This is a genomic window from Streptomyces sp. NPDC058000, from assembly GCF_042886435.1.
In the GTDB taxonomy this organism is placed as follows: domain Bacteria; phylum Actinomycetota; class Actinomycetes; order Streptomycetales; family Streptomycetaceae; genus Streptomyces.
The window spans coordinates 1-23738 of the sequence record NZ_JBHVQS010000080.1 but is presented as its reverse complement, the minus strand read 5'-3'; the positions used below and the strand labels follow the sequence as shown (position 1 = coordinate 23738).

Annotated in this window: 19 protein-coding genes and 4 pseudogenes; 16 read left to right on the top strand and 7 right to left on the bottom strand. The window is 68.1% G+C overall.

Annotated elements, in window-relative coordinates; genetic code table 11:
• Nucleotides 1-14: 14 nt before the first annotated feature.
• From ACFVT2_RS39510 to ACFVT2_RS39500, 3 genes are all read left to right on the top strand, one after another.
• Nucleotides 15-359: a hypothetical protein gene (locus ACFVT2_RS39510; RefSeq protein ID WP_390026270.1), complete on the top strand. Its 345-nt coding sequence runs from the start codon at nucleotides 15-17 to the stop codon at nucleotides 357-359.
• 259 nt (nucleotides 360-618) lie between these two features.
• Nucleotides 619-984 carry a hypothetical protein gene (locus ACFVT2_RS39505; protein ID WP_390026268.1) on the top strand — a complete coding sequence of 122 codons (366 nt, stop codon included), beginning with the start codon at nucleotides 619-621 and terminating at the stop codon, nucleotides 982-984.
• 115 nt (nucleotides 985-1099) lie between these two features.
• Nucleotides 1100-1867, top strand: a complete 768-nt coding sequence (locus ACFVT2_RS39500) for a class I SAM-dependent methyltransferase (RefSeq protein WP_390026266.1) — start codon at nucleotides 1100-1102, stop codon at nucleotides 1865-1867.
• 840 nt (nucleotides 1868-2707) lie between these two features.
• Here ACFVT2_RS39500 and ACFVT2_RS39495 read toward each other — a convergent pair.
• Nucleotides 2708-2845, bottom strand: a pseudogene (locus ACFVT2_RS39495) (transposase); the annotation flags it as partial.
• Between the two features lie 868 nt (nucleotides 2846-3713).
• On the bottom strand, nucleotides 3714-5009 hold the full coding sequence (locus tag ACFVT2_RS39490) for a penicillin-binding transpeptidase domain-containing protein (RefSeq protein WP_390026264.1): 1296 nt from the start codon (nucleotides 5007-5009) through the stop codon (nucleotides 3714-3716).
• A 407-nt stretch (nucleotides 5010-5416) separates the two neighbouring features.
• Here ACFVT2_RS39490 and ACFVT2_RS39485 point away from each other — a divergent pair, with 407 nt between their 5' ends.
• From ACFVT2_RS39485 to ACFVT2_RS39470, 4 genes and pseudogenes are all read left to right on the top strand, one after another.
• Nucleotides 5417-6358 (top strand): ABC transporter ATP-binding protein, encoded by a 942-nt coding sequence (locus tag ACFVT2_RS39485; protein ID WP_390026262.1) that lies wholly within the window; start codon nucleotides 5417-5419, stop codon nucleotides 6356-6358.
• Nucleotides 6355-7728 (top strand): ABC transporter permease, encoded by a 1374-nt coding sequence (locus ACFVT2_RS39480; protein WP_390026261.1) that lies wholly within the window; start codon nucleotides 6355-6357, stop codon nucleotides 7726-7728. Before ACFVT2_RS39485 ends, ACFVT2_RS39480 begins: the two co-directional genes overlap by 4 nt.
• 4 nt (nucleotides 7729-7732) lie before the next feature.
• Nucleotides 7733-10486: an alkaline phosphatase family protein gene (locus ACFVT2_RS39475; protein WP_390026259.1), complete on the top strand. Its 2754-nt coding sequence runs from the start codon at nucleotides 7733-7735 to the stop codon at nucleotides 10484-10486.
• A gap of 377 nt (nucleotides 10487-10863) precedes the next feature.
• Nucleotides 10864-11142: pseudogene (locus tag ACFVT2_RS39470) on the top strand (IS630 family transposase); the annotation flags it as partial.
• A 7-nt stretch (nucleotides 11143-11149) separates the two neighbouring features.
• Here the strand turns inward: ACFVT2_RS39470 and ACFVT2_RS39465 are convergent.
• Nucleotides 11150-11467, bottom strand: a complete 318-nt coding sequence (locus ACFVT2_RS39465) for a hypothetical protein (protein ID WP_390026256.1) — start codon at nucleotides 11465-11467, stop codon at nucleotides 11150-11152.
• A gap of 93 nt (nucleotides 11468-11560) precedes the next feature.
• Between ACFVT2_RS39465 and ACFVT2_RS39460 the strand changes: the two are divergent.
• From ACFVT2_RS39460 to ACFVT2_RS39450, 3 genes and pseudogenes are all read left to right on the top strand, one after another.
• Nucleotides 11561-11911 (top strand): annotated as a pseudogene (locus ACFVT2_RS39460) (transposase); the annotation flags it as partial.
• 494 nt (nucleotides 11912-12405) lie between these two features.
• Nucleotides 12406-12765, top strand: a complete 360-nt coding sequence (locus tag ACFVT2_RS39455) for a transposase (protein ID WP_390026253.1) — start codon at nucleotides 12406-12408, stop codon at nucleotides 12763-12765.
• 100 nt (nucleotides 12766-12865) lie between these two features.
• Entirely contained in the window at nucleotides 12866-13231 is a 366-nt protein-coding gene (locus ACFVT2_RS39450) for a transposase family protein (protein WP_390026251.1), read from the top strand.
• Nucleotides 13232-13303: 72 nt separating this feature from the next.
• On the opposite strand, the gene ACFVT2_RS39445 is transcribed toward ACFVT2_RS39450, so the two are convergent.
• Complete coding sequence (locus ACFVT2_RS39445; protein WP_390026249.1) at nucleotides 13304-14005, bottom strand: FG-GAP repeat domain-containing protein; 702 nt, start codon at nucleotides 14003-14005, stop codon at nucleotides 13304-13306.
• Here ACFVT2_RS39445 and ACFVT2_RS39440 point away from each other — a divergent pair.
• The 6 genes and pseudogenes from ACFVT2_RS39440 (at nucleotide 13995) to ACFVT2_RS39415 (ending at nucleotide 20175) form a co-directional block, all read left to right on the top strand.
• Nucleotides 13995-17678: a hypothetical protein gene (locus ACFVT2_RS39440; RefSeq protein WP_390026281.1), complete on the top strand. Its 3684-nt coding sequence runs from the start codon at nucleotides 13995-13997 to the stop codon at nucleotides 17676-17678. The genes ACFVT2_RS39445 and ACFVT2_RS39440 overlap by 11 nt on opposite strands.
• Nucleotides 17675-18418 carry a hypothetical protein gene (locus ACFVT2_RS39435; RefSeq protein ID WP_390026247.1) on the top strand — a complete coding sequence of 248 codons (744 nt, stop codon included), beginning with the start codon at nucleotides 17675-17677 and terminating at the stop codon, nucleotides 18416-18418. Before ACFVT2_RS39440 ends, ACFVT2_RS39435 begins: the two co-directional genes overlap by 4 nt.
• Nucleotides 18419-18545: 127 nt before the next feature.
• A pseudogene (locus tag ACFVT2_RS39430) lies at nucleotides 18546-18692 on the top strand (IS256 family transposase); the annotation flags it as partial.
• Nucleotides 18693-18717: 25 nt separating this feature from the next.
• Entirely contained in the window at nucleotides 18718-18870 is a 153-nt protein-coding gene (locus tag ACFVT2_RS39425) for a hypothetical protein (RefSeq protein WP_390026244.1), read from the top strand.
• A 602-nt stretch (nucleotides 18871-19472) separates the two neighbouring features.
• Nucleotides 19473-19826, top strand: a complete 354-nt coding sequence (locus tag ACFVT2_RS39420; protein ID WP_390026242.1) for a hypothetical protein — start codon at nucleotides 19473-19475, stop codon at nucleotides 19824-19826.
• 4 nt (nucleotides 19827-19830) lie between these two features.
• The gene (locus ACFVT2_RS39415) at nucleotides 19831-20175 is read left to right on the top strand and encodes a hypothetical protein (protein ID WP_390026240.1); all 345 of its coding nucleotides are present in this window, start codon (nucleotides 19831-19833) and stop codon (nucleotides 20173-20175) included.
• Between the two features lie 17 nt (nucleotides 20176-20192).
• Here ACFVT2_RS39415 and ACFVT2_RS39410 read toward each other — a convergent pair whose 3' ends face one another.
• The 3 genes from ACFVT2_RS39410 to ACFVT2_RS39400 all read right to left on the bottom strand — a co-directional run bounded on the left by ACFVT2_RS39410 (nucleotide 20193) and on the right by ACFVT2_RS39400 (nucleotide 23432).
• Nucleotides 20193-20624 carry a GNAT family N-acetyltransferase gene (locus ACFVT2_RS39410; protein WP_390026238.1) on the bottom strand — a complete coding sequence of 144 codons (432 nt, stop codon included), beginning with the start codon at nucleotides 20622-20624 and terminating at the stop codon, nucleotides 20193-20195.
• A 281-nt stretch (nucleotides 20625-20905) separates the two neighbouring features.
• The gene (locus ACFVT2_RS39405) at nucleotides 20906-21508 is read right to left on the bottom strand and encodes a hypothetical protein (protein ID WP_390026236.1); all 603 of its coding nucleotides are present in this window, start codon (nucleotides 21506-21508) and stop codon (nucleotides 20906-20908) included.
• A gap of 85 nt (nucleotides 21509-21593) precedes the next feature.
• The gene (locus ACFVT2_RS39400) at nucleotides 21594-23432 is read right to left on the bottom strand and encodes a hypothetical protein (protein ID WP_390026233.1); all 1839 of its coding nucleotides are present in this window, start codon (nucleotides 23430-23432) and stop codon (nucleotides 21594-21596) included.
• Nucleotides 23433-23738 lie beyond the last annotated feature (306 nt).

Below are 23738 nucleotides of genomic sequence, written 5' to 3'. Positions count from 1 at the left end.
AGGAGAACGAAGCCATGGCACTCTTCTTCGATCGCGTCACGATTGACGTGAACGGTAACTGCGTGGACGGAAGTCTGGGGACCGGCAATTTCGCCATCCCGGGAAAGATCCGGCGGGACGACGACGGTGTGCCCATCATCAACGCGGCGATCAGTGCCTTCGCCCTTGAGTACAAGAACCCCAAAGAGGCGGTCATCGGGCGTGAAGAGCTTGAGGTGGAGGTGACCTCGGGCGGCAGCCGGAACGGCACGGTCGCGGCGAGGCTGAACTTGCGACCGGCGTCTCCGAACCGGGACTGGCTGTTCACCGGGACAGTGACGGCTCTGGTCATCGCCGAGTTGGAGGACGGCCACCGCTGATCCGGGGCAATGCCCACAGCGGTACGCAGATCACGTTGCCACCGCGCCACGGCAACCCGGTGCGGCGGCATCGCCCGTATCCCCTGTGCTCCTCGCGCGAACACACCGCCCCACAGTCCTGCCGCGGCCTGCCGCCTCCCCCGACTCCGCCGACCGGACCGAGTGGTACGTGCCGCCCAGGAACGCGGCCGAACCGCCCTACGGGAACCAAAGGGGCCGACGGCCTGTCTCGCCGACTTTCCTTGGAGGGAATTTCCGCATGATCGCCTTTCAGCCGCAGAAAATCCAGATCAGCCCCACCCGCCTCGATGAGTCCGCAACGGCCACCGCGGGGGTCGACTTCGCGGGCAAGATCCGGCTGAACGACAAGAGCCGTCCCATCATCGACGTCGCGCTCAGGTCGTTCCACCTGGAGATCACCCAGAACGGCAGGTCCGAGGATTTCGAGATCGGGCTTGAGGAGATCACGTTGTCGATCGAGCCGAACTTGTACCAGCGCGATGCCGAAGTCACGGTTCGTGCCCAGCTGAGCCCCCGTATGGACGCACGACGCGACGCCAGCTTTGCGTACAGGGGATGGGTCGAGGTGCTGGTCATGGCCGAGCTGGAGGACGGCCACCGGTGATACAGCCGTCAATCCAGTAGTCACGACCCAAGGCGACCGCCCCGCTGCCTGCCGCGCAGCGGGGCGGATGCTCGCGCATCTCGTCCCGCCATCTCCCAAAGGGAGTCACACCACGGTGAGTTCACCCACCCTCGCACACTCGACGCCCCACCAGCCGGCGCGCGATCCGTCCTTGCGACGCTCCCTCGCCCTCTTCCGGTCCTTTCGGCACGAACAGACCGACCCGGAGTCCTGCTACGGCCTGCTCGCCCGGGACTCCGCCAACCAGGTCGAACGCCACATCACCCTCAACGATGCCCTCGTGGTCGACATCGGCGGTGGCGGCGGTCACTTCACGGAGGAGTTCCGGCGCCGTGGCGCGCGCACCTGCCTCGTCGAACCCGACCTGCGCGAACTGACCGCCCATGGACGCGCTCCCCACAATGCGGTGATGGCCGACGGCTGCTGCCTCCCCTTCGTCGACGGCGCGGCCGACGTCTGTTTCTCCTCCAACGTCCTGGAGCATGTCGCAGCGCCGCGGACCTTCCTCGACGAAATGATCCGCGTCACCCGGCCCGACGGGCTGATCTACTGCGCATTCACCAACTGGCTCTCGCCCTGGGGCGGCCACGAGACAGCGCCCTGGCACTATCTCGGCGCCGCTCGTGCCCGCCGGCGCTACCTACGGCGCACCGGCCGCCCGGCCAAGCACACACTCGGCGAAAACCTCTTCCCCCTCCACATCGGCCCGACCATGCGGCACGTCCGAGCCCGCGCCGACGTCGCCGTGGTGACCGCCCGTTCCCGCTACGCTCCGTTCTTCGCCGAGACCATCCCCCGTCTCCCAGGCATACGAGAATTCGCCACCTGGAACCTTCTCCTCATCCTGCGACGGCTGCCCTGAGCCTGCACCCGGCGTCCTGGGGAGGAAGCGCAAAGCAGGTGCGTGGCGAGCTATGCTGTGAGCAGGCGGCTGATCTGCAAGTCAGCCGCGCGGCTCCATCCTCGGGCGAAGAGGGCGGGGGGCTTTCCCCAAGGCCGGGTAGTTAGCGTTTTCGCAGGTCACGCAAGCCCGTTGAAGGATTTCCGACGTAGAGCAACGGAGCTCGTTGGTACAGGCAGTCGACCAAGACAGCTTGTATCCGAGGAACTCCGTTACCGTCTCATCTTGTCCTGCCTGCCCCGGTGGTGGCCATCACCCGTACGGTCACCGTTGCCGCGGGCCGGTTCGCGCCCGGCCATCTGGGCGAGCTGACGGCCGCACCCCGGTCCTCACGCGTCTTGCCGACGGCTCGTACCTGTCGGTGATCGGCACCGTGAAAGTACGGGTCATCGACGCGCACGTCACCGTGACCTGCGCCGACGGCACCGCCTTCACCGGCTCATACCGCCTGGCCACGAGCCTGACCGATGCCCGCCGCTATCCCGCCGCCGCACTGGCCAACCTCTATCACCAGCGGTGGGAACACGAATCGGCGTACTACGCGCTCCGCCACACACTCATGGCCGGGCGCATTCTGCGCTCCGGCGACCGGGCCGGCGTCGAACAGGAGATGTGGTCGCTGCTGACGCTCTACCAGGCCCTGCGGACGGTCATGGTCGATGCAGCCGAATCCCTTCCGGGCACCGACCCGGACCGCTGCGGGTTCACCATCGCCCTCCAGACCACCCGTGAACAGGTCATCCGGGCCGACGGCATCGTCACGGAGAACTTCACCGAGACCGGTCGCATCGGACGGCAGGTCCTGGCCGCCCGAATCCAGTTGCGCAGCGTCTCGGTGTTCACTCCGAGATCGGCAGCGATCGACTTGATCGTCATGCCTGGACGGGACCGGTACAACGCGACCGCGTCCGCCTTGAACTCGGCGGGGTAGTGCTTCATCCCCGCGGCGACTCCGTCCTCCTGAACCAGCAAGATCCAAGTGTCTCCGGTATCCACACTCCGGGGTCAGGGCCGAAGTCGGCCATCTCCGCTATGGCCATGTGCCGTCGAACGCCTGGACTGCGGGGCTACCGGGCCCGGGCGATCTGCCCGTTGACGAAGACCGGAGCCCCGTTGTCCGGGGCACCGCCCTCACTGGACAGCGGGTCGGTCACACCTCGACCAAGAACACCGCAGCACACGAGCAACATCGCCCCTGCGGCGATCACCACGCGACGGTGACGTCGAATCCGTGCGCTGAACCGCCTGCTGAGAACGCCGGGGCCAGGCGTGCCGTCCCATCGCCGCCTACCGCCACACCTCGCGCCGTACGGATCCCGACCCACGCGCTGCGCAGGCACCGGTGTCCATCAGGATTACCAGGTCCGTGGCCATGCCGACCGCCGCCCGAGCGCGTGCTGCAGGAGAGGCCAGCATGCAGTAGGCGCACTGTGACCGTTCTGACGTGCCGCTGCCCGGCTCCCCGGGCTGGTTCGAGATCGGCACGGCCGACGTCGAGGCGTCGAGGCGTCGAGGCGTCGAAGTAGTTCTACGCGGACGCCTTCGAGTGGAACCACATCCACGACACCGGCGTCACCGACCGGCCGTACTCCGCCGCGCCGCAGTTCGCGACGCCGGATGTGCCCACCGCCGTGGTCAAGGCCACCGATCTCAGTGCCACGGTTGAGGCCGGGCCCCAGACCACCACGTACGGCCTGCGATCCCGACGTCGCGAAGATCAGCGATTGCACGCGACTGTCGTGTCGGCGGCTGCTCTTGTCGTCGCCGTTGTGCGTCCGAACGGCCGGCGAACTGCCCGCCCCTGAGATCAGAAGGCGGAGCGAGCACCTTGGCCGCCTGTCCGATCGGCCGGGCGATATCGGGAGCTGGTCCGCCCGTGTCCGCTCGCGGTCACCGGCACTTGTGGTGGCCGCACTTGAGGCTCCTTGCCAGGGCACGCGGCCCGGGGGGGGGTGGAAAGCGGCGTCGGGGAGGCCGGCGAGGGCGTCACCCATGTATCGGGTCCAGATGTCGGTGGGGATGTCGCCGCCGAACGCCTTCTGCAGGCCGCCGACACCCCACCAGGGATACAGCTGGGGGTGGGCCGCGTCCTCGCGGAAGAGGACCACCGAAGTGGCCAGTTGGGGGTGTAGCCGACGAACCAGGCCGAACGGTAGTCGTCGGTGGTACCGGTCTTGCCGGCGGCCGTCCTGCCGAGGGCCTTGGCCTTGGTGCCGGTGCCCGGGCTATGACGCCCCGGAGGACGTCCGTCACGTTGTCGGCGATCGCTGTCGGCAGCGCCCGTATCGGGACGGGAGCGGTAAAGCCGGGGAGGGCGGAGCCGTTGTGGGTCACCTTGGTGACCGAGTAGGGGGTGGCCCGCATGGCGGAGGCGGCGAAGGTCGAGTAGGCGCGGGCCATGCGGATGGCGCTCGGTGTGGAGGTACCGATGGAGAAGCCGGCGCTGGGGGCGGCGAGGCTGTCGGGGCGCAGGCCGAGGTCCTGTGCTGCCCCCGTCACGTTCCGTAGCCGACGTCTTCTCCCTGTTGCACGTACGGCGTGTTGACCGACTGCTCCATCGCCGTGCGCAGGGAGATGTAGCCCCAGCGCTGGGGGTGTCGTTGTGTTGGTGGAGGAGGCCAGTGGGGTCTTTGTCGTCGGTGACGTTGTCGCTCTGCTTGTTCTTGATCGTGACGCCGTCGTCGCCGTTGAACGTACTGGCCGGGGTGATCTGCGCCGGGGGCCGGCCCGGTTGCATCACGGCCCGGTGCTGGAGCGCGGCGGCGAGGACGACGGGTTTGAACGTCGAGCCCACCGGGACGCCGGAGGTGTCGGCGCTGTCGGCGTAGTGGGCGTGGTCGTAGCCGGGGCCGCCGTAGACCGCGACGATCCTGCCGGTGGTGGGTTCGACCGAGGCGGCTCCGACCTGGACGTCCCGGTCGGCCGACCGGTGGGCGGGGTCGAGGCATTGCGCACCGACCCTGGCGACGGCGCGAGGCCGTCCGCCTGGGTCAACCGCGGTGACTGGGACAGGCCCGCCAGTGCGGGAGTGTCCGCATGGACCGCTCCGGTCGTCAGCGGAGACACCGATGCGGCGAGCGTGGCGAAGGCGACCGCGGCGCATGCGGCCATCGTCCGCCGCACCGGCCCGTGGGGGGGCGACTCGGTGATCATGATTGGTCTGTTCTCCTTCGGCGGTTCTTGACTGCGGGGCGGGTTCGATGACCGCCCTTGTGCCGCAGTAACGCAGCAAGCCGTTCCGAAATGGAGGCGGGGAAGCACTCCGCCCCCGGCTGCGGCCTGCTGCGGCCTGCTGCGGCGGTGTCAACGTACGGGCCGCCATGTGCCGTTACATCCGTCAACTGACCGAGGCTTACGGGACGCCGACACCCCTGCGCTCCTCGGCGCCCGCCCGGGCTTCGTCACGGCGCATACCGGTCGTCAACCGTTTCTTGAGCATTCAGCTGACTGCTCCTGAACGTTGCCGCGCACCGCATCTACGGTCCTTGAGGCTCTCGAAGGAAGGGACTCATGGACGCACTCCTCGCAGTCCGGGCTCGCGGGATCACCAAGTGGTTCGGCGATGTCGTCGCGCTCGACGGCGTCGACCTGGATGTGACGCAGGGGCAGATTCACGGCCTGGTCGGACCGAACGGCGCCGGCAAGACGACCTTGCTCGGCCTTCTGCTGGGTCTGGCCGTCGCCGACAGCGGCAGCCTCCAGATCCTGGGTACGCCGGTCGGGCGGGCGCTCGACGCTCCCGACGGTGTCGCGGGCTTCGTGGACGGACCCGGCCTCTACCCCTCGCTCACCGCCCGGCAGAACCTCGCCGCGCTGGCCGCTCTCCGCGGTGACGACGCGCGGACCACGGCGATCGACGACGCACTTGCGCAGGTCGGGCTCACCGATGTCGCCGACGACCGGGCTCGCGGCTTCTCCCTCGGCATGCGACAGCGGTTGGGGCTGGCCGCGGCGCTGCTCACCAAGCCCCGGCTGCTCGTGCTCGACGAGCCGTCCAACGGCCTGGACCCGGCCGGCAAGAAGCACGTGCACGGTGTCCTGACCCGGCTCGCGACGGACGGCACCGGCGTCGTGCTCTCCAGTCACCGCATGGACGACGTCGAGGCCCTGTGCTCCGACGTCAGCATCCTCGCCGCCGGGCGGGTCGTCTTCTCCGGGCCGTTGAGCAAACTGGCCGCCGAGGAGCGGGAACTCGACTACCGCGTACGCACCTCCGACGCGCCCGCCGCCCGCCGCCTGGCCGCCGAAACAGCCGGGATCCGCCTCGTCGACGACGCCGGGGCACGGCGCGACGCGCAGGTGCTCGTCGTGCGCGCGCCGGTGCCTGCCCTCGACGAACTGGTGGTGCGACTGGTGCGGGCGGGCATCGCGGTACGCGAGCTCTCCCCCGTGGTGTCGCCGCTCGAAGCAGCGTTCCTCGCCCTCACCGAACCTGAGGAGGCCGGGCGATGAACGCGCCCCTCACTCACGCCCACGCCCGGCCCCACGGTGCCGGTACCCGCCGCGCCTCGGTGGCGCGTGGCTACCGCTTCGAGCTGGTCAAGCTGGTCTCGCAGTGGCGGATCCGCCTGCTGGTTCTCGCCTGCTGGATCGCGCCGGCGCTCTTCGTCGCCGCGGTGAGCCAACAGAGCACGCTCCCAGTCGACACCCTTTTCGGCCGCTGGATGCACGCCACCGGATGGGCCGGACCGCTGGTGACGCTCGGTTTCGCGGGCACCTGGGCACTTCCGCTGCTGACCTCGGTGGTCGCCGGCGACGTGTTCGCCGCCGAGGACCGACTCGGCACCTGGCGCCACCTGCTCGTGGCGGTCCGGTCGCCCAGGCGGATCTTCGCCGCAAAGGTGTTCGCCAGCCTCACCGTCCTGCTGCTGCTCGTGGCCGGGCTGGCCTGTTCCAGCGCGGCCGGTGGGGTCGTGGCGGTCGGCAACCAGCCGCTGGTCGGCCTCGACGGCCACCTGCTGACGCCGGCGGACGCCGCCGTCAAGGTCCTGCTCGCCTGGGTCTGCGTCCTCGCTCCGGCTCTCTCCCTCGCCGGGATCGGACTGCTCGGATCCGTCGCGCTGGGGCGCTCCCCGATGGGACTGCTGCTGCCCGTCCTCGTCGCCCTCGCGATGCAGCTCGCCCAGGTGATGCCACTGCCGGTCGCCGTCCGCCTCGCCCTGCCCAGCTGCGCCTTCATCGCCTGGAACGGTCTGTTCACCGGCCCGGCCCAGCTCGCCCCGCTCCTGATCGGCACCGGTGTCAGCCTGGCGTGGGCCGTGCTGGCGACGGCGCTGGCCTACCTGCTGTTCCTGCGGCGCGACTTCACGAACCTGAGCTACGACGGCTCGGGGCGCCACACGGTCACCGTCGGAGTCCTGCCGCTGGCCGGGCTGGTCGCCGTGACGGTGGCGGTCCTCACCACGTCGGCCACGGCCACGGCCACCGGCTCCGGGATCGAGCAGGACAAGGTGCAGCGCTCGGTCGCCACGGCATTCGCCCACCTGTACCGCATGCAGACCGAGCAGCTCCACCGGCCCCACGTCACCGAAGCCCAGCTGAAAGCCGAGGCGACGTGCACCAAGGGCAGCCTCCAGACTGCCGCGCAAGGGGCGGGCAACGACTGGCGCTGCGTCGTCTCCTGGCACCTCCCCGGCGTCGACGCCACCGGCCAGGCCATCTATCAGCTCGACGTGACCCCGGACGGGCGGTTCATGGCCGATGGCGATGGACCGAAGGAAGTCAACGGCTACTTCCTGGTGCGGACCCCGCAGGGCGACGCACCCAACCCGCTATGGCAGTTCGACGGCAATGTCGCGCTGCTCGCCACCTCGAAGGGATAACTCCATGCAGGTCATACGCCGCCGTCGGCATGACGAGAACGACCGTGCCGGCAATCTCCGCAGACGTTTCAGCCGCCGCGGCACCCTGGCCACGGCCACCGCGGTCGTCCTCGCCGCCACCGCCGGCATCGGTTATGCCCAGACGCACCAGTTCGGCACCGCCCGTGTCGGCCAGAAGACGGCTGACGGCCAGGTCGTCTCCAGCGACCAGTACATCGCCCCGTACGGCGACCGCCTCGTCATCGACAACGGCAAGATCATGTCGTCCTCGGTCAGCCCGGACGGCACCCACGTCGCGGCCTCGCTTACCGACGGCGGGGCGGCGCTGGCCATCGTCGACCGCAAGAACTGGAAGGTGCAGCAGTTCGTCGGCGCCTCCGCTTCGTCGACCCCGCGCATCAGCAGCAACTCAGTGGGCCAGGAAGGCCCCACGTACTCGCCCGACGGCAAGCAGCTGTGGCTGGGCCAGACCGACGGCTACACCAAGTTCACGGTGAACCCGGACGGCAGCGTCAGCAACCCGACGTTCATCAAGATCCCGGCGGACGGCGCCAAGCACGCGCTGGTGGGCGAGCCGGTGTTCTCGTCCGACGGCTCCACCGTGTACGCCGCGGTCAACGGCCAGAACAAGGTGGTCGCCCTCGATGCGGCGACCGGTGCCGTCAAGCACAGCTGGGCCGTGGGCAACGCCCCGCGGGGCATGGTCAAGGTCGGCCACAAGCTCTACGTCAGCAACGAGGGCGGCCGTCCGGCCAAGCCCGGCGAGCCCACGATCAACTCCTACGACACCCAGGTGCCCGCCGACCCGAAGACCGGTGCCACCACCACCGGCACGGTCAGCGTCATCGACCTGGCGAAGCCGGGTGCTGCCGTCAAGAGCCTCGACGTCGGTCTGCACCCGACCGCCCTGTACGCCAAGGGCGGGGCACTGTTCGTCACCAACACCGCCACCAACGACGTGTCGGTCATCAGCACCACCGGCGACAAAGTCGTGCAGACCATCGCCACCCGTCCGTGGCCGGAGGCATCGGTGGGTTACGAGCCCAACGCGGTGACGCTCACCGACGACGGTCATCTGCTGGTGACGCTCGGCCGCGCCAACGCGGTCGCCGTATACAAGTACAAGAGCCCGCAGGAGCCGGTCAGCTACGTCGGACTGCTCCCCACGGACTACTTCCCCTCGGAGATCGCCACCGTCGGCAAGCAGGTGCTGGTCTCCAACACCCGTGGAATCGACGCCCGCCGCCCCAACACAAGCGGTGCGCACGGCACCCACGACACCACCTCCAGCCTGCAGCGGTTCACCCTGCCCGACGACAGCGTCATCAGGTCCGAGACGGCCAAGGTCTTCAAGCAGAACGGCTGGACGGGCGACTCGGTCAAGAAGACCGACGGCACCAGCCACGCGAAGCCGACAGCGGTCCCGAAGCGGCTCGGCGACCCCTCGACGATCAAGCACGTCTTCCTGATCGTCAAGGAGAACCGGACCTACGACCAGGTCTTCGGCGACCTTCCGCAGGGCAACGGCGATCCGAAGCTGACGCAGTTCGGCGAGAACGTGACGCCGAACCAGCATGCGCTGGCCAAGCAGTTCGGGCTGTACGACAACACCTACGACATCGGCACCAACTCCGCCGAGGGTCACAACTGGCTGATGCAGAGCGACAATCCGGAGTACACCGAGTCCTCGGCCGGTGAGTACCAACGCAGCTACGACACCGAGAACGACGCGCTCGGCCACCAGAAGTCCGGTTTCCTGTGGACCGGTGCGCAGGCTGTGGGCAAGTCCGTCAAGGACTTCGGTGAGTTCCAGTCGGTGGAGAGCAAGCCGTCCGGAGCGTCCTGGCAGAACCTGTACTGCGACGCCAGGACCATGGACGCAACCGGGAAGCCCACGGCCTACCCCATCAAGACCGGGTCGGCGATCCCCTCGCTCAACGAGGTGTCGGTGCCCGGCTTCCCGATGTTCGACCTCGACGTCCCGGACGTCTACAAGTACCAGATCTGGAAGCAGGACTTCGAGAAGAACGGGCCGGCGAACCTGAACATGTTCTGGTTCTCCAACGACCACACCGGTGGTCCCGCGAGCCCGTCCGCCCAGGTCGCGGACAACGACCTCGCGGTCGGCAAGATGGTCGACAAGATCTCGCACAGCAAGTACTGGAAGGACTCGGCCATCTTCGTCGTTGAGGACGACTCCCAGGCCGGCCTCGACCACGTGGACGGGCACCGGGCCCCGATCCAGATCATCAGCCCCTGGGCACGGCACGGCAGGACCGACAGCCACTACTACACCCAGATCACGATGATCCGGACCATCGAGCAGATCCTCGGGATCCACCCGATGAACCAGAAGGACAGCGCGGCCAGCCCCATGAGCGGCGCCTTCACCGCCCACCCGGACACCACCCCGTTCAAGGCGCAGCCCAACCGCGTCCCCCTCACCGACGGTCTGAAGACCCAGCCGCTCTGCGGCTCGGACAACCCGGCAGCGCAGAGCCCCAGGGCAGCGGCCGTCTCGCCCGCGACGGTACCCGCGGACAAGCAGGACCTGGCGGCAACCTGGGACAGGTGGAAGTCCAAGCAGCGCCTGACCGGCCCCCACGCCGTCCCCGACTACGCCAACCCCGCCCAGATGAACCACCTCACCTGGTACGAGACCCACAACTGGAACAGGCCGTACCCGGGCGAGAACAAGATCTTCGCGCCGCAGGATGTGCCGGGCGCGTACCTTCCGTCCTCGGAGAACGACGGCTGACGTCTGCTGGAAGCTGAGGGGCGAGTGGCTTCACCACGGCCCGACGGCCACGCCGTCGGGCCGTCTTCCGTCCCCCCGGTCAGGCCGCGCCCCACGGAGAAAACAGGGACGCCGCTCTCAGCCCTGGGGAAAATCCGGGGAGTTTCGACTGGCATGCCCAACCGCGTTGCCGAATCGCGTAGTGAGCAGAAGAGACACTTTCCTCCCCCACCCGTCCGCCTCCGGCTTCCCCCACGGAAGCTCCACCTCTACGGGCGGGAACGCCGCCACGTGACGCTTCACCTCTCCAGGCACCGAGGAGGACATGTCGACGGTACGCGTCTTGGCCCCCTTCGGCCGCGCCGAAGACAACTTGCCGTGGATCGCTTGAACTTGGCGACAACCTTTCCCCGCACCTGGCCACGAAACGGTGCCAGCGGGTCGGTACCTGGGCGGCGGCCAGCAACGTCGAGATCGCCTACACCCCGACCAACTCCTCCTGGCCCAACCGCATCGAGGCCCAGTTCACCGCCCTGCGCTACTTCGCCCTGGACGGCACCGACCACGCCAGCCATAAAGAGCAGGGCAGCATGATCCGCCGCTACCTGATCCGGGGGAACCGCCATGCCGACGACCGCCGCCTCCGGGCCGTCGTCGCCAAGGCCAACGTGGCCTGATACGGCATCAGTCGGCCTGCAGGACGAAGAGCAGGAAGCACACGAAGGCCCCCGAGGGCCTGTCCACGAAGATGTCGGGGAACAGCTCGCGGGCGCCCGGTGCGGGGAACGGTTCGCTGATGATGTTGATCCGCAAGCCGGCCGCGGTGAAGGCGTCGGTCATCGCGTGCAGCGGCCGATGCCAGAAGGTCATCAGGGCGGTGTGCCCGCCGAGGGTCCATTCCTCGGAGTGCTGGTACGTCGCGAAGTAGTCGGTGCCCGGCTGCACCAGGCCGATGGAGGGGTGATCAACGGACACGATCAGCCGGCCGTCGGGAGTCAGCACGCGCCGCAGTTCGGCCAGCGGTAAGCGACCCCGCTGTTGTACCACCTGTTGCTGGCCCTCGCGCTGGCTCTGGCCGGCCGGGCCGGAGCCCGGATGGCGGCAGTGCTCGCGGTGGCCGTCAGCCGGGTGACGCTGATCAGCATGCTGATGGCCCTGCCCGACCCTCCCGCCACCAGCTCAGCACGCAGCCCGCGGGTACTGGGGGTGGACGACTTCGCCTTCCGCGAGGGCAAGACCTACGGCACGATCCTGGTCGACGTCGATGCCTCGACGGTGATCGACCTGCTGCCCGACCGTTCCTCCGACACCCTCATCGCGTGGCTCGCCGAGCACCCTGGTGCCGAGATCATCTGCCGTGACCGCGACAGCAGTTACAGCCGCGCCGCGACCACGGCCTGCCCGGACGCGGTCCAAATCGCTGATCGCTGGCACCTGCTCCAGAGCCTGTCCCGGGCCGTCGAGCAGGTCTGTCACCAGCACCGCGGCTGCCTGAAGAAGCATGCCGAGCGCGGACGGGACCAGCCCGTGCAGATGCCCCTGCTCGACGCCCTGCCTCCGACTCTGATCGTCCAGCGTGTCCTGGACCGGCACGAGGAGATCAACCGCATGGTTGCCGCCGGCTACCCGATCAGCGAGATCGCTCGCCGCCTCGGCCTCGACCGCAAGACCGTGCGTCACTACCGTGACACCGATCTCGACACCCTGCTCGCCTCCGCCCGCGACCGCCGCAGCGTCCCCTCGACCGCTTCAAGCCGTTCCTGCAGGCCGAGTTCGCGGCCGGTCGCACCAGCGGCACCGAGCTGCTCCAACGCCTGCGCGAGCAGGGATACCGTGGCGGCTACTCCACCCTCACCCGCTATCTGCGCACGGTGCGTGCCGGGTCCGCGCCCCCGGCGCCTGCCGAGGTACCGAGTCCTCGCAGAATCACCGGCTGGATCATGCAAGACCGCGAGAACCTGTCGTCACGCAGCGCCGAAGGGCTTGGAGAAGTACGGGTGGCCTGCCCGGACATCACGGCAGCCTGCAACTTCGCCCGCGCGTTCACCGACCTGTTCCGCCCTCGCCGTGGCTTCCTGCTGGAGGAGTGGATCCGCCAGGCCGAGCGGACTGCACCGCCACCGATCAAGAGCTTCGCGGGGTTCCTGCGCCAGGACCTCGACGCGGTGCTGGCCGGACTGACCATGGACTACAGCTCCGGCAGGGTCGAGGGGCACGTCAATAGACTCAAGACCCTGAAGCGCCAGATGTTCAACCAGGCCGGACTCCCGTTACTACGCAAGCGAGTGCTCCTCGCCTGATCCATGTGACGCTCCATCACCCTCCACAAGAATCTTGCCTGAACCGTTTTCACGAATCGCCATCAGGGCCGGGCTTGCGTCACGACCCCGGAAGCGGGGCGTGGGCGCTGGCGCGAAGCACCAGCTGGTCTTCGTCGACCAGCCCCTGGCTACGCTCGTCCATATCCGCCACGGGACCACGCACGACGTGCTGGCCTACTGGTTCAGCGTGGACCGCCCCGAGACCGAAAGGGACTCCATCGTTAGCGAAGTGGTTCGAGGCCCGATGCCTGGAGTTCAAGGCGTGCCTCAACCGGGCTCGCCAGCGGAGGGTAAACGACCAGCAGCGCAGCGGCTGTTCGTCAGTCTCGAGCTGGGGCGTGTGCGGAGGAAGAAGCAACAAGCTGCTTCCGAAGTTCTCGCGCTTGGAGCTGATTTCGTCACCGCCCGTCTGGGATCCGCTCAGTCACCGCAGCAGGCACTGTGACTACACTGTGCCATCAGGCGCACTTCCGAGTGGAGATCCACTGTTGGCCGTGAAGACCATGGGTCTGGCTGGTCAGGAGAACATCACGCGGTAGGTCTGGTAGCCGTGGCCGACGTTCCGCTTCGGTTCAAAGGGGGCGGCTGGGTTTCCGGTGCCCTTATAGAAGTAGAGGTCGCCGTTGGGCTGGCGGGCGATGAGGTCGGCTTTGCCGTCGAGGTCCATGTCGCCTGTGGCAACCAGGGCGTCGTAGGCGTTCCAGCCGCTCCCGATCTCCGTGCGTGCCGCGAAGGGGGCATCGGGGTCTCCGGTGCCCTGGTAGAGCCAGAGGACTCCGGAGGTGTCGCGGGCGACGATGTCAGGCCAGCCGTCTCCGGTGAGATCGCCCTTGCCGACTATCTGCGTGTATGCGTCCCAGCCGCCGCCGACCTTGCGGCGGGCGGTGAGGGTGCCGTCGCCGTAGCCCAAGTACAGCCACAGGACACCGGATGAGTCTCGGCCGAGCACGTCGTAGCCGGGGGCGCCGCCGAGGTTGCCTGGCGAGAAGACTGTGTCGTAGATGTTCCAGCCGCTTCCAACATACCCATAGCTACTGGACATTCCGCCGTCAGTCGTCCAGACCCAGGTGTCGTCGGCGACGCCGTCCCCGTCGTCGTCGGCACTACTGGCTGTCCGTACGTCCTTGTAGTCGGTGGCGAGGAGCTCGCGGGGAGCGAGGACCTGGGTGTTGTCGGGCGCGTAGGAGTAGAGGTTGCCCTGGGTGTCGATGGCGAACATGCCGAAGACCGCAGCCCGCGCTGCGGACGCCTGGGGCGAGCGGGGCCGCGCCGGGGCTGCGTCGCGGGCTGCCTTCGTGGACTCCGACTTCCACTGGCCGCCCGGTTCCCCGGGCGACGGGAAGAAGGATTTCTACGCTCAGACCGGCCTCGGGCAGTGGTATGCCGGCCTCTTCTGGCAGCAAGAGGACACGTTCTACGAGGACCCCACCGCGTCCGCCGACAAGTCCACGAGGAACGCGGTGGCGGCCCAGGGCGGCCCGCTGTACGCCAACGACCCGGACCCGAGCCTGCCACGGGATGAGTGGAACCGTGCCCTGGCCGAGCACGACGCGTACGAATACCTGTTGAACCAGACGGTAGAGCCGATGGGCGCCGACAACGCCCGGATCTTCCTGGAATCGGGAGGCTTTCCCAAGTCGGCGCCGGAGCCGGACAGCGCCGAGTTCCGTATCGCGGTCGAGAACCTCAAGAACCGCTTCGCCGCGTGCACATGGCGCGACCCGATCGACCCCGACAAGGTCCTCGGCAACGAAGTGAGCACCGCGGCCGAGGAGTGGCAGCAGGAGGTCACCTCGCAGGCCACACAGCGCAACCAGATTCTGGACGCCAACACCAACGCGACCAAGGCTCTTGCTTCCGGGGCGAAGATCCTCGGCAACATGCTGGGCAATTCCTGGGTGGCCGACCATGTCGCCCGGTGGCAGTCCTACTGGTCACCCGGCGGGGCTGGCAGCAGCAAGCCCACCAAGCCCGATGCGGCGCAGTTCGACAAGGCCAAGAAGAGCCTGGCCAGTGCCCAGTCAGTGACGAAGTCTCAGCTGATCCTGTTGAAGCAGCAGGCAGCCGCGGCAAAGCGGGCCGTCACCACCACCGACACCGCCGAACAGGCCGCCTACACCATCGCCGACACCAACGGGGCCCCGCGCGGGCGTGGGTTGCTGGTCGCCCAGCAAAAGGCACAGGTCACCCATGGCACGGCAGCCGCACTGGACGCAATGGTCATCGCCGCGCAGACCGCGGAGGCGGCCACGCACGCTTCGGCCTCCGACAGCGCGACGATCGCGCAGCGCGCGCTGGCACAGGCCGCCCAGTCGAAGGCGGAGTTCCGCAAAGAGGCAGCACAGTTCGCCGAGCAGCAGGCCAAAGCCTCCGCCGCCTCCGCGAAGGAGCACCGCGACAACGCGAAAAAGGACAAGGAGACCGCCGAAAGCAAGCTGCAAGAGGCCCTCAAGGCCGAGGCCGACGCCAAGGCCGCCGCGGCCGATGCGCACGCCAAGCGGCTGACAGCGGAGGCCGAGGAAAAGACCGCCAAGGCGCAGAAGGAGAGAGCCGACGCGAAGAAGGCGGAAGCCGCCGAGCACAAACGCAACGCCCAGGGCTACCAGTCCACGGCGGAAGAAGCCAAGAAGAAGGCTGACGCTGCGGCCACCACCGCCTCCCAAAAGCGTCAAGCGGCGGAGGCAGCCCGCGACAACGCCAAGGGCAAGCGGGATGATGCCTGGGACGCCGAACAGAACGCGGATGCCGCACGCGCCAAGGCGGACGCGAAGGACGCGTACGCCGACGCGCACGACGCCGACGACAATGCCACCGAGGCCCGCGCCGCAGCCGACGCCGCAGACCACGCAGCCGACACCGCCGAATCAGCGGCCAAGTCGGCACGCAGTGAAGCCAACGCGGCTACACAGGCCGCAGCGGACGCGGATGCCGCAGCCACTCGTGCCGAAGCCGCCGCAACCAGGGCCCGAGCTGCTTCCGACGCGGCCCAGGCCGACAAGCTCAAGGCCGACGCCGCGGTAAGGACGGCCACCAGCGCCGCCGCGGACGCCATCACCGCATCCCAGCACGCCGCCGCCGAGGCCAACGCCGCCGTCAAGGACGCCGACGAGGCCGAACAGCACGCCAAAGACGCCAAGTCCCATGCTGACGAGGCGCAGAAGGAGACCAACAATGCCCGGGCAGCAGCGGCAAAGGCTGCCGGCTTCGCTTATGCCACCGCCCAGGCAGCCGCCGACGCCCGTCAGGCGGCAGCGCAGGTCGCCAAGCCGGCCAACGACGCCATCCAACTGGGCTCGCCCTACATCACCACCGACTCCGCGGCCCCCCTGGTGGTGCTCTCCGGCCAAGGTTCGAAGACCATCGCCGAGCAACAGGCCGCTGTGGCCGAGGCGCACGCCAAGAACGCCAAGAAGGAAGCAGCACTCGCCCAGAGCCTTGCCGACAAGGCCGCCGAAGACACCAAGACCGCCTACCAAAGCGCCGCCAACGCCGCCAACTACGCATCAGAAGCCCGCGGTTACGCCAACGAAGCACTCAACTACTCGGCCGACGCCGCTGACGCCGCGTCCAAGGCCGCGCAATCCCTGACACGCACGATCGCATACGACCGGCAGGCCACGGAGGACGCCGCAGCGGCCGACGCGGCAGCCGGCCGGGCCGAGGGCTACGCCAAGGACGCCCGCGACTCCGCCGACGAAGCGGCCCTCGATGCCGAGGCAGCCCGCCAGGCCGCCGATGCAGCGGAACGTGCCGCCAACGACGCCCGTGAAGCAGCCAACCGTGCGGACGTGGACGCCACCGCCGCCGAAGAAGCGGCCAAGGAAGCGCAGAAGCACGCGGAATCCGCGCAGCAGGCAGCCGAACAGACCGAGCGCGGGGACGCGAACAAGCAGGTCTCGACGGGCGCCGGAACCGGCGTCGACCGTGTCTTCTACGTCGTCGACAAGGTCACGGAGGCGGGACCGGCCAAGCAACTCAACGAGTGCGACTACGTGCCTCAGGGCTGCACAGTGACGTACGAGCTGCACCTCGATGTCACGGTCAGCTACTACTACTGCCTCAATCCCGACGTCCCCGCCACCGAGGCCGGCTGCCCGCAGCTAGACACGTTGTTCCTCGGCACGGAGACGCTCAAGAACCAGACGAACAACTGGACCCACCACTTCAGCTTCGGTGACATCACCCGGATCGGCTGGCAGAACCTCTTCGGAGACAAGGCCGGCGCGGTCCTGTACGAGATCGTGCTGGGCGACGCCGTCCGGTGCTACCACGGCGACAAGTCCAGCTGCGCCTGGGCCGCCGCGACGCTCGTACCGCCCACGATGGTCGAGAAACTCGCCGAAGCGGCCAAGCTCGCCGTACGGGCCGAACAAGCCATCAAGACCGGTGAGGACGCCGCGCAGGTTCTCGCGGATCTGAAGAAGATCTACGGGGAGAAGGGCGCCGCCCAGGTCGGCGACGCCACGAGCGCGGCGGGCCTGGGGCTGCGTATCGCGGCCGGTGTGACGGAGCGAGCCAAGATCCACCGGCCCGCCCTCGACTCGAAGCTGCTCGAGAGGCTCACGGACGCCGGGGTGAAGTTCGACAAGACGAACACGATCTGGATCGCCGAGTTCTCCAAGCCCGGTGTGCCCCTCGCCTGGCTGGAAAAGGGCGACGTCCACTCGGGCCTGATCCACATCGTGTTCCGGCACGCGGGAGAGTTCGCGACCGCGGGAGTCAGGGTGGAGGACATCCCGGCCCTCGTGAAGACGGCACTGACCGAGGGCACGCGGGTCGGCACCCAGGGGGCCAGCAGGACGATCTACGAGGTCACCTTCCAGGGCAAGACCCAGCGTCTGGCCATTAGCGTAGGCGACAACGGATATGTGATCGGAGCCAATCCCGTATGACAGCCGAACAACCGCGCCCCGTGCTCGTGCAGGCCCAGGGCGAGCCGTCCCCGCTGTACGAGCCCGAAGACCCCGCGGCTTACGACGACCTCGGCGCCTACACCCGCACCGTCCCGCTGGACGACGAGCGGCTGGCCCTCCCGGCCGACCTGGCGGACGCATTGCGTGCCTGGTCGCTGTCCCGCCCGGCGGGGGGGTTCACCTCTCGCCCGGACCTGCGCAAGCACGTCAAGCAGGGACTGGCGACCGCCCAGCGACTAGCCCGGCGGCTCGGGTCGTCCTGGTCCGTGCGCTACTGGGACGAGCGCCACCGGACGGCGAAGTGGCTGTGTTGGGGCTGCGACCGACTGCACTGGGAGCGCGACGACCACGACACGCCCCCGCATCCGGTCGACGTCACGGTCGAGGGCGAGTACGCCTTCGGTCCGCTGCGCGCCGAAGGGTTCGGGGACTTCTTCCCGGACGATCCCGCTGCCGCGCTGGACCTGTCCGACAACCTCATCGCCGACCTGTACACGTGGGCGAAGAGCATCGACACCACGCTGAACCTGCACCTGCGGGACCGGGAGGAGGGCAAGTACGACGCCGAGTGGGAGCGGCTGTTCCAGGAGGGGATGGACCTGGCGAAGCGGCTCGCACACGAGCTGGGTCCCGCCCGGACGGTGACCTACAAGGGCCTGGCCAATGGGGGCCTGGCCGCGCTGGCGTCGGTCACCTGGCAGGGGGACCGGCAGTTGTAACGCTCGCACCCCATGCACCACTGGGCCCGCACTCACCCGAGTGCGGGCCCAGTGAGCTTGATGGACAGTCCCGAGATGGCGCCGACGACGCAAGCCCGCGACGCGCCGCTGAATCTCACCACGCCACGCCCAGGCCCGCTGGCGCGCGGTCAACTCGCCGCATCTCATGGCCCTGGTCCGCGTGGGAGCCCGCTTCGAGGGCAGGCACCTCGTGGAACGCCCCGGCCCTGGTGGCGTGAGCCACAGGGCAGTATGCGATCGTCCAGCCTCATGACGTGTGCGGGAAAGGGGCGGGCCGGATGCTGGTGACGCTGACCGGAGGGGCCGGCGCGGGGGAGACAACGCTGGCTGTCGCGCTGGCCGCCACCGCTTCCCGGGCCCCCGTGCGGGTGCTTCACGGCGACGACTACTACTTCGACACCCCCGAACACGGGGGTGTGGATGCCGGATGAGGCGGGAATCCCGCGGCTGGACGTGGGCGATCCCCGGTCGGGGACCTCGGGCGCCTCAACCATGACACCGACACCGCGCTGGCCACGACCTCCGTCGTCATCGTCGACAGCCTGTTCGCCCGCCGGGTCACCCCGCAGGTCGCCTGCGGGCGCTTCGACGTCTTCATCTCTCTTCCCGGCGACTCTGACCGTGCCCACTCGCCGACGACCTGGAGGCCGCCGGTCGACGCGGCTCCGGTATCGGTGCCCTTCGCCCCTCGGCGGGCAAGCCGGAAGAGTCCCCTTCGTCGATCCCACTCGATCGGGTGAATGTGATCGAGTCAGTGCGGAGGCTCCGTCAGTTGCCGCCACGCATGGGAAGTTGGCTGGGAGGGCACGGTTGCACCTCAGGCAGGCTCTGCGGCTGTCGCTGCGGTGCATGCCGAGTTGCAGCGCATGGGCACGGGGCTCGCAGTAAGGGACAGTCGTTTCTGGCGTTCGGGGCTGGATTCGCTGGCCAATTGGTGCTGGCTGAGGTTGCCCTACTGCGCGGTAGCGAGGCTTTACACGCCGCCCACGACTCTGTGGAGTTGCTGCTCCGAAAGATTGACAGGGGAGGGTTCGTGAGCGAGCTGCTGGAAGGCAGTCAGTACCTGATCAAGAGCAAGAAGACCGGGTTGTACCTGACCGGGAAACCCAATCCGGACCGCGACGAGCACGGAACTGTCGAGATGCAGCCCCTGCGGGAGGGGGAGGAACGCACCCCGCAGCTCTGGGAGTTGCGGCAGGGCAACACCCAGGGCCGGTTCATGCTGCGCAACATGCAGCGGCGGCAGTCCTACCTGCACCCCACCGGGCACAGCGGTGATGCCAGCACCCGGCTTGAAGAGTTCGTCTACGAGCAGGACCACGCAGACAGTTACATGTGGGAGCGGCCCCCTCCCGCGCGCGGACCCCGGCGGCCGGGCCGATCCTGACCGGGTGAACCCTTTTCCCGCGCCGTACCCCGCGCTGCTAGGCGACGACCCCGCGCTGCAGATGGCGCTCGACACCGCTGTGAGCGAGGCGCTGACGCAGTTTCCCGGCCTGGCCCAGCCCTTCCGGGCGGCGATCTCCTTCGTGGCGGTCGATCAGACGCCGGACGGGCTGGACTTCCGGCATGCCGGGCTGCGGTTCGGAGACAGCTACTTCACCGCCAGCCTGGCCAAGGTCGGCGCGCTCTACTCCACGAAGTGTTGGCGTGTCACACCAACGAAGGCAGGATGGGACAGGGCGGCACGATCCAGGGCAACAGTCACGTCTCCCGAGTGTGCCGCCCGACTCTGACATTGCGTCAGTCCCGCTCAGAAGCTGTGCGATACGAGCTTCAGTCGCAGCCGGACGTAGTCATGGTCCAGCGGTCCTGGACGGCGCGCTCCATCTGCCCGCCACCCGTTTCGGGCGTAGAAGAGCTGCGCACGGGTGTTGGACGCCCAGCACTCCAGCACGCCCTCGGCGCAGCCGGCGGCCGCGGCCAGCGCGACGAACTCCCGGTGCAGGGCCCCACCCACCCCGTGCCCCCAGGCGTGCGCTAGTACCCCGATCTGGTACAGCTCGTAGTACGTCGAGGCGTCCAGGTCTTCGTGGTGCGGTGGCCCGGCAGTGAGCAGCCCCAGCACCGTCCCGTCCAAGTCTTCCGCGATCAGCGTGGCGCGCGCCGACGCAGCCAGCACCCGCGCCCAGGCGTCGCGCCGTTCCCTCCATGCACTCGGGTCGGCGAGTTCTTCCTCGGGCATGTGCCGCCCGCGGTGTAGTACGCGGTCCGGGTCCGGGTGTGCACGTCGGCAAGGACGTCGGCGTCCTCGGCGGTCGCCTCACGCAGTCGGAAACCTTGATCCATGCCCCTCTGGACGCCTGCATCCACCCGACTGGTTCCCCCACGGGCCCCCATCGGCGGCCAGGCATGACTCGCGATGGAGGACCCGCCGCGATCCTCACGACGAGACACCCGGCTGCCATCACGACAGCAAGATCGATCAGAGGATGTGACTCACCTTCTCAATTGCCCCCAAGGTCGTTAGTCCCCCAGGTTTTCTGGCGGCACGGTCGCGGTCACAGCTGCGGGCAGCTGGCCATTGAGGATTTCCTGGCGTGGGAGTGACAGTCCGAAGTGCTGCTGCAAGGCGGTCAGGGTCGCACGCAACGAGTCGAACTCCTCGCTCACGTCATCATCGAGCAGTCCGGCTTCCTCGAACGCCGGGAGCAGGAACCCCATGGCCTCGTCTGGGGTGTCGCCGATATCGAAGCGACCGACTGTTTGGCCGTCGCGGTAGTACCAGCACTCCCTGGGCGGGTCGTCCGGCTTCGGGGTCAGGTGCAAGACTTCGACCCCGCCGGTGGAGACGTCGGGGTGAGCCCACCAAGCCTTGGAGGGCCAGCCCTGCTCCACCGCATATGACCAGCCCGCGCATTCACCGAAGCGGGCCACGCGGGCTGATTCGCGGTCGTTGAACGTCAGCCGCTCGGCCTCGGCGAAGGTGATCGGGCCGAGCACTTCTCCGGGCCGGGCGCCGAGCCGGACAACGAGGTCGTCTGGGCTGATGCCGCGTGCGAAGGTGACGAACAGGATGGGGGCGTGTCCGCGCCAGGCGTCGGTCAGCCACGTGATGCCGTCGCTCAATGTCTTCTCCTGGTTATGGGGGGTGCGACTGGGGCGGGAGGGTGCGGCCGCCCCGCCCCAGTCTGCATCGATTCCTAACAGTCGGTCACGGCTTCGGAACGGCGCACGACACAGTCACCTTGGACGCGTCGCAGTGCGCGAACTCAGGGAAGGCCACCCAGTACTCGTCCTTGTCCAGCAGACGGTACTTCGATGGCGAGGAGAACGTTCCCGAGAATGGCTGCATCGACTGGGTGTTCTGGTAATTCGACATCGACGAGCGTCCGCAGACTTCCTTCCACATCGGAGCAGCGGTACGGATGTCGTCGTACAGTCTCCAGTCGCCCGTCGCGATGCGGGAGGCGTAGGTCTGCACGCAGTCGTTGCCGGTGTCGACCTCGTTCATGCCATCCAGGGAGGCGGGCATACCGCCCGAGTTGTAGGAGGCGGCGTAGGCGAACTCATCGCAGCTGGCGGTGTCGCTCGTGTCGATCGGGGTGGTGTCGGGGTTGCCGTAGGTCTTGGCCCAGCCATCCGGGCAGATGACCTTTCGGTTCAGGTTCGAATCCCGCACGGATGCTGGCAGGTACTTGATCGGCTTGCCCGCTGCCTTGGATCCGGGGTGGTTGGGCAGCTTCGACTGGATCAGCCAGGCGTGCGCGACGGCGGCCGGCGTCTTGGCGAAGTTCATCACCCAGGTTGACTTATAGGCCGAGAACACGCAGCCGGGGCTGGTGGCGGAGGCAACGACGTCGCAGCGGATATCGAAGTCCGGGGTGGAGTTGCCCATCCACTGCGGGTAGTCCTCGCCCCCTAGTCCCGGGAAGGTCCCAGCGATGGTCCAGTCCAGCTGGAGTTTGGCGGTCTTGGTGACGGTGCCGCCGGTCCACTCGTGGTTGAAGGTGGCGTACGCGGCGTGGAGGTCACCCTTCGGTTGCCACGTATTGGAGCCATCCCACACAGGGGCGGCGGTGGTGCACTCCGGGGAGCACTTGAACGTCGGGATCATGGTGAACGGTCCCGGCATGCCGACGGTGCCGTGCTCCACGACGAACGGGTCCATCGGCACCAGCGCGAACCGCTGGGTGAACTTCCGGGACACCGGGTCGAGCTTGATCTCGATGGCCGAGGCGAAGTGCGCATCCGCCGGGTTGTAGATGTTCCCGTCCGGTGCCTTGGCCAAGTACTTGAACACGATCGGCGTGGCCCACTTCAGGCAGGCGCTGTCCCGCTTGAGGTAGTCCTTGCCCGCCGAGGCGCCCGCGTCGTTGCACCACGGCACCAGATCGCCACTGCCCGCACGGAGCTTGTTCGCGACGTCCTGCTTCTCCTTGGCGCTCAAGTCGGACGGTTTCCCGACCTCGATGCAGGTGATCTTCTGGCCGTGGTCGGTGCAGGTCTCGCTGCCCTTACCAGCGTCCTTGGCGGCGCGGGTGACCTCCTTGGGCAGGTTGCGGGTCCCGACCTGCGGCTCCTGGTACTTGTCCAGGTCCACCGCCGGTGCGCTCTTGTTCGGCTCCGGAAGCTTGATGTCCACGGCACGGCCGCGGGTTTTGAACTTCGCCCACGCCGACCAGTCCGTCTCGTACAGGCCGCCGTCGTAGGCGGAGGTGCGGAAGGCGTAGGTGGTGTTCGTCTTCAGGTCGCCGTAGCGCAGGGTGACCTTCGCGGTACCGCCGGAGGTGACGAAGCTGGACACCACGACGCCGTAGGCGGCGGGCTTACCCGTGTCGGGGTCGGTGAGCTTGACTTGGTCCTTGGGGTTGCCGGTGGCATCGGTGGTGTAGACCTCGAAGGTCAGGTTCGCCGTGTCGCCGTCGCCGTCGGTGACGGTGTTGGACAGGGTGGGAGTGGTGCTGTCGGCCTGCCACACCCCGTTCGCGTCCTTGGTGCCCGGTGCAGCCTTGAGGTTGTTCCCGGACTCGGGTCGGTGGTTGTTGGCCATGGTCAGGGTCTCTGGGCCTGCCGCAGGGCGGGAAGCCGGAGAATACTCCCACTTGAGCGTCTCGCCGCTGCCGTCGGCGACGGCGTTGCTACCTCCCCCGACGAACATGACAGCCGCCGTGACGACAGCGATTTTGGACAGGATGCGTCTTCTTCTCGATAAACCAGACAAGGTGTGCGTTCCCCTTCTGGCCGCCGGGCCCACCTGTCGTCCCTAGGGGCTGTCTGTGGTTGTGATCAGAATCGAGTTTTGAGTCCCGGACGGAGTGCTGATCGGGTAGGACTCCTGTGTGACTCGTGCGCAACT